Below are 9,003 nucleotides of genomic sequence, written 5' to 3' on the forward strand. Positions count from 1 at the left end.
GGTCCGGAAGAACATGATGCGGGCCGGAGGCCCGCGCTCCCTTACTCTACCAATTCGCCCAGTCGCTTGATGATGCGAGTCGGCCTCGCCGTTGCGGTTGCCGGCACGCCGGCGTCGAAGGGGTCGTACCAGACGCCGCACATGCCGAGCTTCTGCGGGGCCACGACTTCCCATTCGTAGTTGTCGCCGACCATCCAGGCGTCGCCGGCCTCGCAGCCGAGCCGCTCCAGGGCGTGCCGGTAGACCGCGAGTTCGGGCTTGCCCTGGCCGAACTCACCCTCGATCTGGATGTGCTCGAAGCGGTGGGCGAGGTCGAAGCGTTCGATCTTGGCGCGCTGGGTTGCCGAGGCGCCGTTGGTCACCAAGGCGAGCTTCACGCCGGCCTGGCGCAGGGCGTCGACCGTGGCGTGGGCGTCGGGGTAGAGCCGGTATTCCTGGCGCCGCATCTCGGTGAAGGCGTCGGCGATGCGATCGGCCAGCGCCTCGTCGTCGTAGCCCAGTCGGGCCAGGGCGCGCCGCGTCGACAGGCGCCGTGCGCCCGGGATGTCCAACCGCCACTTGGCGGCGGCGACCTGGTCGATCCAGAGCGTGCGCGCTTCGTCCATCACCGCGACACGCACCCGCTCGATCGCCGCGGCATCGGGCGCGTCGAGCGGCTCGGCAAAGCTCCCGAGCAGGCGCCGCCACGCCTCCTCCGGCTGGGCGTAGGCCCGGATCAGCGTGTCGTCGAGGTCGAACAGGATCGCGCGGGGCAGGGCCATCTAGGTCAGTTCACCGGACGCGCGAAGTTGGTGGGAGCGGGGCTCACCACCGCGCCTGGGCCGGCCTGCACGGCGATCACCGCCAGCGCGCGCTCCGAGCGGCCGTTGGGCAGGAAGCGGAAGATGCCGTCGATGCCCGACCAGCCGTTGGGATTGGTGATGGCCGCCTCCGAGAAATCGCCGCCCTGCTTCAGCCGGGCGAGATGCCCCGCCAGCGACACGCCGTCATAGGCGAGCGTCGCCAGGCGATGCGGCGGCCGGCCATAGGTCGTCAGGAACCGCCGCTCGAAGTCCGCGCGCTTGGCCGGATCGGGCGCAGCATACCAGGCACCGCGCAGCATGACCTCCTGCCCGATGTTCGGCACGTCCCACACGCCCGTGCCGATCAACTGCACGGACTTGTTTTCGATACCCGCCGCCGCCAGCGCGGCCAGCGCGGCCGAGAGCCGCGGCGGCGCCACTGGCACCAGCACGGCAAGCTTGTCCTCGCCCCGCGACGCCTCGGCCAGGCGTCGGGCCGGCGTGTTGAGATCGGCACTGTTGGCGTCGAACAGCTCGACCGCCGCCACCTTGCCGCCGCGCATCGTGACCTGGCTCTCCATGGTCTGGACCATCTGCTGGCCGTAGGAGGTCTGCGGCGCGAAGGCGGCGAAGCGCTTGACGCCCGAATCGACGGCATAGTCGACGACACGGCGGACCTGCGGCGGGGCGGCGATGCCCATGATCCAGACGCCGCGCTGGGCGGCCTGCTCGTCGTTGGAGAAGGAAATGACATTGGCCCCACCCTGCGACACCAGGGGCGCCAGCGCCGTCGCCGAGGTGCCGAACAACGGTCCCAGCACCAGGGCGGCGCCGTCGGTGCGGGCCTTGCGGTAGGCCTCGACGGCGGTATCCGCCGTCTCGCCGCTGTCATAGGCAGCCAGCGCCAGCTCCTTGGCGCCGGTGTCGAACAGGGCCATTTCGGCAGCCTGCTGCAGGGACTGGCCGATCGGCGCGGCCCGGCCGCTGAGCGGCAGCAGCAGCGCGATGCGATACTTGCCCGAGGCCGTGACCGGCGAGCCGACGGATGCCGTCACGGTCGTGGACAGCGGCGCGGGCGTGCTAGTCTTGGACTGCTCGCCGCAGGCCGCCAGCAGGAAGGCCATGGTGGCAAGCGCGAATAGAGACTGGCGCATCGGCGCGATACTCCGGCGAACGGCTGCAAATGGACGTGGACGAACGGTCACAAGCTAGCGATGGGCAGGCGCCGCGTAAACCGCCGCTGGCCGCCGGCCTGCATATTGTTGCCACGCCGATCGGCAATATGCGTGACATCACGCTGCGGGCGCTCGATGTCCTGCATGCGGCCGACCTGATCGCCTGCGAGGACACCCGCGTGTTCGCCAAGCTTGCCAGCCACTACGGCATTTCCGCGCCGACCGTGGCCTACAGCGACGCCACCCAGGACGCCAACGAGCCGAAGATCGTGCGCGCCCTGGAGGCGGGCAAGCGGGTGGCGCTGGTGTCGGATGCCGGCATGCCGCTGATCTCCGATCCCGGTTATCGCCTGGTCCGTGCAGCCCTGGCGCGCGGCCTCGCCGTGACGTCGGCGCCCGGACCCTCGGCCGTGCCCATGGCGTTGGCGTTGTCGGGCCTGCCGACCGATCGCTTTTTCTTCGGCGGCTTCCTGCCGGCCAAGGAGGGTGAGCGGCGGCGCGCCATCGGCGCCGTGGCGTCGCTGCCAGCGACATTGGTGTTCTTCGAAGCGCCGCACCGGCTTGGCGCATCGCTTGCCGACCTCGCAGAGCTCCTGGGTTCGCGCCCGGCCGCGGTGGCGCGCGAGCTCACCAAGCTGTTCGAGGAAGTACGCCGCGCTCCGCTCGACGAGCTTGCCGCGCACTATGCCAAGCATCCCGGCATCAAGGGCGAGATCGCCGTCGTGATCGGCGCGCCCGGCGAGGAGGAGGCTCCGCAGGCTGGCGTGCTCGACGAAGCGCTGCGCACCGCGCTCGCCGGCGCCTCGGTCAAGGACGCGGCGGCCGAGGTCGCGGCGCGCTATGGCTTGAAGCGCCGCGACGTCTATGCCCGCGCGCTCGAGCTCCGACGCGAGGCATCCTCATGACGATCCAGGCGCGCCAGACGGCTCATCGGCTGGGCCATGTCGCGGAATTGCGTGCCGTATGGCGCCTCAGGCTTGCCGGCTACTCGGTGCTGGCGCGGCGCTACAAGACCAAACTCGGCGAGATCGATATCGTGGTGCGGCGCGGCGGCATCCTGGCCTTCGTCGAGGTCAAGGCGCGCGCCGACTTCGCCACCGCCGCCGACGCGCTGGGCAGTCGGCAGTTCGGACGCGTGGCCCGTGCGGCAAGCCTTTACCTGGCGCGGCATCCGCACTATGCCGCCCATTCGGTGCGCTTCGACGCCGTGCTTGTGGGCGGGCTGTGGCCGCGCCATCTGCCCGACGTCTGGCGGCCGCCGGAGTGATGCTTGGTCCAATCTGAAGGCAAGCTGGCGCGACTTGGCGATCTTTGCGCTGGCGATGGACAGCGTCTCGACCTCCTCGAGGCGGCGCTCACCTTGAGCATGCTGCGCCGGGCAGAACCGATCGATCTTGCGCCGTTCCGCCAGCACGTCTCCTCGATGGCGTCCGATCTTGCCGATCTGGTTCGCCGCCGCGGCGCGTCGCCCGAGGCGCTTGCCGAAGTGATCGCCCGCTCCTACGGCTACCGCGGCGACACCGAGTCCTACGACGATCTGCAGAATGCCGACCTCGTGCGCGTCATCGAGCGGCGCAAGGGCCTGCCGGTGGCGCTGTCGATCCTCTATCTCGACGCCGCCCGGCGCCAGGGCTGGGAGGCCGAGGGCCTGGCCTTCCCGGCGCATTTCCTGATCCGGATCGGCATCGACGGCGCGCGCCACGTCGTCGATCCGTTCCATGACGGCATGGTGCGCGACGCCGCCGACTTGCGCGGACTGCTGCGCCGGGTGCTGGGGCCCGAGGCCGAGCTCAGTCCCCAGCATTTCGATCCGGTGTCGGACCGCGACGTGCTGCTGCGGCTCGAGAACAATGTCCGCCTGCGCCTCGCCAACCGCGAGGAGTGGCCGGGCGCCGCGCAGTCGCTGGACCGTATGCTGGCGATCGCGCCGGACCGGCCGGAGCTGCTGTTCGAGGCCGGCCAGCTCAATGCGCGGCTCGACAAGCGGCGTGCCGCCATCGCTGCTTTCGAGCGCTTTCTCAGCCTCGATGGTCCCGCCGGCGATCCGGCCGTGCGCGAGCGCGTGTCGAGCCTGTTGCAGGAACTGCGGCGGGGGCTTAACTGAATCCCGAGCGGAGCGAAGCGCAGGCGAGGGAGCTTTTCTCGTGTCGCGCAAAGACGGCGGATAATTAAGGAATTCACCAACCATGAAGCTGAACGTCGCCATCCAGATGGACCATGTGTCGAGCATCGACATCGATGGCGATTCGACCTTCGTGCTGGGCCTGGAGGCCGAGCGCCGCGGCTATGCGGTCTGGCACTACACGCCGCCCGACCTGATCTTCCGCGACCGCAAGGTGCTGGCCCGCGCCCAGCCGATGAAGCTCAGGCGCGAGAAGGGCAACCATTTCACCCTGGGTGCGGCCGAGATGCTCGACCTGTCGACCTTGGACGTGGTGCTGCTGCGCCAGGATCCGCCGTTCGACATGTCCTACATCACGACCACGCACATCCTGGAGCACATCCATCCCAAGACCTTGGTGGTGAACGACCCGGCGAGCGTGCGCAACGCGCCGGAGAAGCTCTTCGTGACGCACTTCGACAACGTCATGCCGCCGACCCTGATCTCCTCCGACGCGCGCTCCATCCGCGAGTTCCGCGACGAGCACAAGGACATCATCCTGAAGCCGCTGTTCGGCAACGGCGGCGCCGGCGTGTTTCGCGTCCGGCCCGACGACGAGAACTTCAATTCGCTGCTGGAAATGTTCTCCCAGCGCAGCCGCGAGCCGGTGATCGCCCAGCGTTACCTGCCGGCGGTGCGCAAGGGCGACAAACGCATCATCCTGATCGACGGCAAGGCGGTTGGCGTCATCAACCGCGTGCCGGCCGAGGGCGAGGCGCGCTCGAACATGCATGTCGGCGGCGTGGCGGTGAAGGACATCCTGAGCAAACGCGACCAGGAGCTGTGCGACATCATCGGGCCGGAGCTTGCCGAGCGCGGCCTGCTGTTCGTCGGCATCGATGTGATTGGCGATTATCTCACCGAGATCAACGTGACCTCGCCGACCGGCCTGCAGCAGATCAACCGCTTCGACGGCGTCTGCCTCGAGGCGCAGATCTGGGACGCCATCGAGGCCCGCTATCAGGCAACACGGACGAACCGATGAGACGCCGAAGCTTTCTGGCACTGGCTGCGATCCCGTCGGCAATCGTTGCCGGCGCGGGGCCGGCACTGGCGCAGCAGTTCGAGCCGATGACCCTGAAGCCAATCGTCAAGGCGGTGCGCGAGGGCGACGAGGAGAAAGTGCGCAGCGCCCTGATGAAGGGAGAAAGCGCCAACCAGATCGATTCCAACGGCCAGCCGTTGCTGATGGTCGCGGTCCTGGCCGGGCAGATCCCGGTCATCGAGACCCTGCTGAAGGGCGGCGCCTTCCCCGACACCATGGACAAGGAGGGCAACACCTCGCTGATCCGAGCCACCGAGAAGGGCGACGTCGACGTGGTCGAGATCCTGCTGAACAAGAACGCCAGGGTCGACACGCAGACGCGTCAGGGCGCGACGGCGCTCAGCATCGCGTCGCGCCGCGGCTATGCCGAGATCGTGCGCGCGTTGCTCGCCAAGAAGGCCGATCCCAACAAGGCCGATTTCACCGGCCGCACGCCGCTCGCCTATGCCCGCCAGTCCGGCAAGCCCGCCATCGAAGCCATGCTGCGCAAGGCCGGCGCTCGCGACTGATGTCGGGCGCGGCTCACAACAAGGCCGCGCCGATCTGGATATCGGGGGCGCTCGCGATCGATCCGGCCGAGATCGAGGAAAGCTTCGTGCGCGCCGCGGGACCCGGCGGCCAGCACGTCAACAAGACCTCGACGGCCGTACAGCTGCGCTTCGACGTGCGTCATTCGCCGTCGCTGCCCGACGACGTGCGCCAGCGCCTGGAGCGGCTGGCCGGCCGGCGGCTGACGAATGAAGGCGTGCTGGTGCTGGTGGCGCAGAGCGAGCGCAGCCAGAAGCGCAACCGCGAGGAGGCGCTGGCCCGCCTGGTCGAGCTGGTGCGCGCCGCCGCCCAACGGCCGACACCGCGCAAGAAGACCAAGCCCAGCAAGGCGAGCAAGCGGCGACGGCTGGATGACAAGAAGCGGCATGGAGCGGTGAAGTCGCTCAGGGCGCGGCCCGCGCGGGACTGACTCAGGCCCGCGCTCCGAAGCGGCCTTTCATTCTTTGTGCGCGCGTCCTACGTAGGAGGCGCAACACCATAGGAGCACCCCGTGGCAGACGTACGCAAGGAGACGGACAGTCTCGGTGAAGTGAGCGTGCCGGCCGACAAGCTGTGGGGCGCGCAGACCCAGCGCTCGCTGGAGCATTTCAGCATCGGCAAAGATCTCATCCCGCGCGAGATGATCACCGGCTATGCCACCCTGAAGAAGGCGGCCGCCAACGCCAACCATGCCGGCAAGCGGCTCGACGACAAGGTGCACGGCCTGATCGTCCAGGTCTGCGACGAGATACTGGCCGGCCAGCATCACGACATGTTCCCACTGCACGTCTGGATGACCGGCTCGGGCACCCAGTTCAACATGAACGTCAACGAGGTGATCTCCAACCGCTGCTGCCAGATCGCCGGCACGCCGCTGGGATCGAAGAAGCCGGTCCATCCCAACGACCACGTCAACATGTCCCAGTCGTCGAACGACAGCTTCCCGTCGGTGATGTACATCGCCGCCGCCGTGAACACGGTCGAGCGGCTGCTGCCGGCGGTGAAGGCACTGCACGCCTCGATCGACGCCAAGGCCAAGGCGTGGGACGACATCGTCAAGATCGGCCGTACCCATATGCAGGACGCCACGCCGATCACGCTCGGCCAGGAATGGTCGGGCTATGCCGGCATGCTGTCGGACAATATCGAGCGCATCCAGGATGCCCTGAAGGGCGTCTATCATCTCGCGCTCGGCGGCACCGCGGTCGGCACCGGCATCAACGCGGCGCCGGGTTTCGCCGAGGCGGCGGCGGCCGAGATCGCCAGGCTCACCAAGCTGCCGTTCATCACCGCGCCCAACAAGTTCACGGTGCAAGGCGCGCACGATGCCCTGGTGCAGCTCTCGGGCACCTTCCGTACGCTCGCCGCCTCGCTCTACAAGATCGCCAACGACATCCGCCTGATGTCGTGCGGCCCGCGCGCCGGCTTCGCCGAGCTGGAGATCCCCGAGAACGAGCCCGGCTCGTCGATCATGCCGGGCAAGGTCAACCCGACCCAGTGCGAGGCGCTGGCGATGATCGCCGTCCAGGTGATGGCCAACGATGTCGCGGTCGGCTTCGGCGGCGCCGGCGGCTATCTCGAGATGAACGTCTACAAGCCGCTGATGATCTACAACATCGCGCACTCGATCACGATCATGGCCGACGGCTGCACCAACTTCCGCAAGTTCCTGGTCGAGGGCACCAAGCCCAACCTCAAGAAGATCAAGGAGTACGTCGACCGTTCGTTGATGCTGGTGACGGCGCTGGCGCCGGTGATCGGCTACGACAAGGCCTCGAAAATCGCCCACTACGCGATGGACAACGACCTCACGCTGAAGGAGGCGGCCCTGAAGCTCGCCTACGTGACCGAGGCCGAGTTCAACAAGATCGTCGATCCGGCGAAGATGGTGCGGCCCTACGTGGCGACGGAGTGACAAAAGCCGTCATCCCGAGCGAAGCCGCCCGCGGGGCGGCGTAGTCGAGGGACCTCGTCTTATCGACGCATCGACAAAATAGGTCCCTCCGCTACGCCGAGCTACGCGCGGCTTCGGTCGGGATGACGGAGGGCATCACCGCTCGAAGCGCCACTGTCGCTCGGTGACGAACCGGGCGGCGATCAGGCCCATGGCCATGGCGCCGACGGCGAAGCAGCAGACGGCGCCGGCGGCGATGGCGTCGGTCACTTTGCCCTGGTTCAGGAACACGATGGTCTGGAAGGCGTAGAGGCCGGGCGTCATCATGATGATGCTGGGCACGGTGAGCGCAATGCGCGGCACGTGCAGCGGCTCGCGTACCAGCGAGGCACCGAGGCCGACGGCCAGCGCGCCGAAGAACGTGGCGCTCGGCAGGCCGAAGCCCACGTCATGCAAGGCCAGCCGGATCTCGTTGCCCACCAATGTCAGGAGGGCGACGACCAGGATCGTGCGCAGCGGATTGTTGAACAGGATGCCGTAGCCGCAGCCGCCGGCGAAGCAGGCCACGGCGCGCCACAGCAGGGTCGCGGGCTCGATGCCGAGTCCGGCCGGTCCCGCCGGCGCCGGCGTGAGACCGGCAAGGGCGGCGACGATCGACAGGCCGAAGGCCGCAGCCAGGGTCAGCAGCACGCCGTAGAACAATCGGGCGATGCCGGCCGTTGTCTGGTGCTGCACGAGGTCGAGCAGGGCCGCGACCAGCGGGAAGCCCGGCACCAGGAACAGCACCGATGAGATGAAGCCCACCGCATGGGCAAGCGAGAAGCTGCGCACGCCAAAGCCCAGCACGATCAGGCAATAGACGCCCGAGGCGAGCACGGCGCACAGCGCGGTCATGGCGTACTGGTTGAAGCCTTTGCGCGACAGCAGGGTGCGCGCGGTCTGGCCCAGGCCGCCGCCGACCGCGGCAGCTCCCGTCGCCAGCAGGTCGCCGCCGTTCAAGTACGAAAAGCAGGCCGAGGCGATCGCCATCGAGAGCGCGATCGCCAGCAGGGAATGCAGCGGCGGCGTGGCCTCGATGGCGTCGATCTCGCTGGCCAGCGACTCGGGCGTGAGGCCGGGCTTGCTGGTGCGCGCCAGCCGCTCGAGGTTGGCGATACGGGCGGCATCGACGCCGAGCGGCGCCATCTCGCGCGTCAGTGTAACGGTCTCGCCGCCGGCCCGCGCGGTCGCCGTCATGCTGCCGATGGTGATGTGCACGGCCAGCTGTTCGATGCCGAGCGCCTTGGCCAGCAGTCCCATGGCATCGCGCACGCGGAAGGCGGTGTCGCCCGACCGCAGCATCGCCGCGCCGAAGCGCAGGATGACGTCGAGGGATGCGGTGGGCGAACTCATCGTCTTCCGGACCGCGAGCCTCTGGC

Annotated in this window: 10 protein-coding genes; 7 read left to right on the forward strand and 3 right to left on the reverse strand. The window is 68.5% G+C overall.

Annotation, left to right across the window (positions count from 1 at the left end; all coding sequences use genetic code 11):
• Positions 1–41: 41 nt before the first annotated feature.
• Both RSO01_RS44565 and RSO01_RS44570 read right to left on the reverse strand, forming a co-directional pair.
• Positions 42–761 carry an HAD family hydrolase gene (locus tag RSO01_RS44565; RefSeq protein ID WP_147157076.1) on the reverse strand — a complete coding sequence of 240 codons (720 nt, stop codon included), beginning with the start codon at positions 759–761 and terminating at the stop codon, positions 42–44.
• Between the two features lie 5 nt (positions 762–766).
• Complete coding sequence (locus tag RSO01_RS44570) at positions 767–1,936, reverse strand: penicillin-binding protein activator (RefSeq protein WP_147157077.1); 1,170 nt, start codon at positions 1,934–1,936, stop codon at positions 767–769.
• Between the two features lie 128 nt (positions 1,937–2,064).
• Here RSO01_RS44570 and rsmI point away from each other — a divergent pair, with 128 nt between their 5' ends.
• From rsmI to fumC, 7 genes are all read left to right on the forward strand, one after another.
• Positions 2,065–2,862, forward strand: a complete 798-nt coding sequence (gene rsmI, locus RSO01_RS44575) for a 16S rRNA (cytidine(1402)-2'-O)-methyltransferase (protein WP_246159237.1) — start codon at positions 2,065–2,067, stop codon at positions 2,860–2,862.
• Complete coding sequence (locus RSO01_RS44580; RefSeq protein ID WP_147157079.1) at positions 2,859–3,224, forward strand: YraN family protein; 366 nt, start codon at positions 2,859–2,861, stop codon at positions 3,222–3,224. The genes rsmI and RSO01_RS44580 overlap by 4 nt, the downstream gene beginning before the upstream one ends.
• A 3-nt stretch (positions 3,225–3,227) precedes the next feature.
• Positions 3,228–4,061, forward strand: coding sequence for a SirB1 family protein (locus RSO01_RS44585; RefSeq protein WP_218037654.1), 834 nt, complete (start codon positions 3,228–3,230; stop codon positions 4,059–4,061).
• A gap of 82 nt (positions 4,062–4,143) precedes the next feature.
• Positions 4,144–5,103 carry a glutathione synthase gene (gene gshB, locus RSO01_RS44590; RefSeq protein WP_147157080.1) on the forward strand — a complete coding sequence of 320 codons (960 nt, stop codon included), beginning with the start codon at positions 4,144–4,146 and terminating at the stop codon, positions 5,101–5,103.
• On the forward strand, positions 5,100–5,672 hold the full coding sequence (locus RSO01_RS44595; protein WP_147157081.1) for an ankyrin repeat domain-containing protein: 573 nt from the start codon (positions 5,100–5,102) through the stop codon (positions 5,670–5,672). The genes gshB and RSO01_RS44595 overlap by 4 nt, the downstream gene beginning before the upstream one ends.
• Positions 5,672–6,121 (forward strand): alternative ribosome rescue aminoacyl-tRNA hydrolase ArfB, encoded by a 450-nt coding sequence (gene arfB, locus RSO01_RS44600; protein WP_147157082.1) that lies wholly within the window; start codon positions 5,672–5,674, stop codon positions 6,119–6,121. The genes RSO01_RS44595 and arfB overlap by 1 nt, the downstream gene beginning before the upstream one ends.
• Before the next feature lie 81 nt (positions 6,122–6,202).
• Positions 6,203–7,606, forward strand: coding sequence for a class II fumarate hydratase (gene fumC, locus RSO01_RS44605; protein WP_147157083.1), 1,404 nt, complete (start codon positions 6,203–6,205; stop codon positions 7,604–7,606).
• A gap of 135 nt (positions 7,607–7,741) precedes the next feature.
• Here fumC and RSO01_RS44610 read toward each other — a convergent pair.
• Positions 7,742–9,003, reverse strand: a 1,262-nt coding sequence (locus RSO01_RS44610; RefSeq protein WP_218037655.1) for a threonine/serine exporter family protein, incomplete at its 5' end; no start/stop codon positions are given.

Origin of the sequence: Reyranella soli, from assembly GCF_007992495.1 — a bacterium.
Lineage (GTDB): Bacteria > Pseudomonadota > Alphaproteobacteria > Reyranellales > Reyranellaceae > Reyranella > Reyranella soli.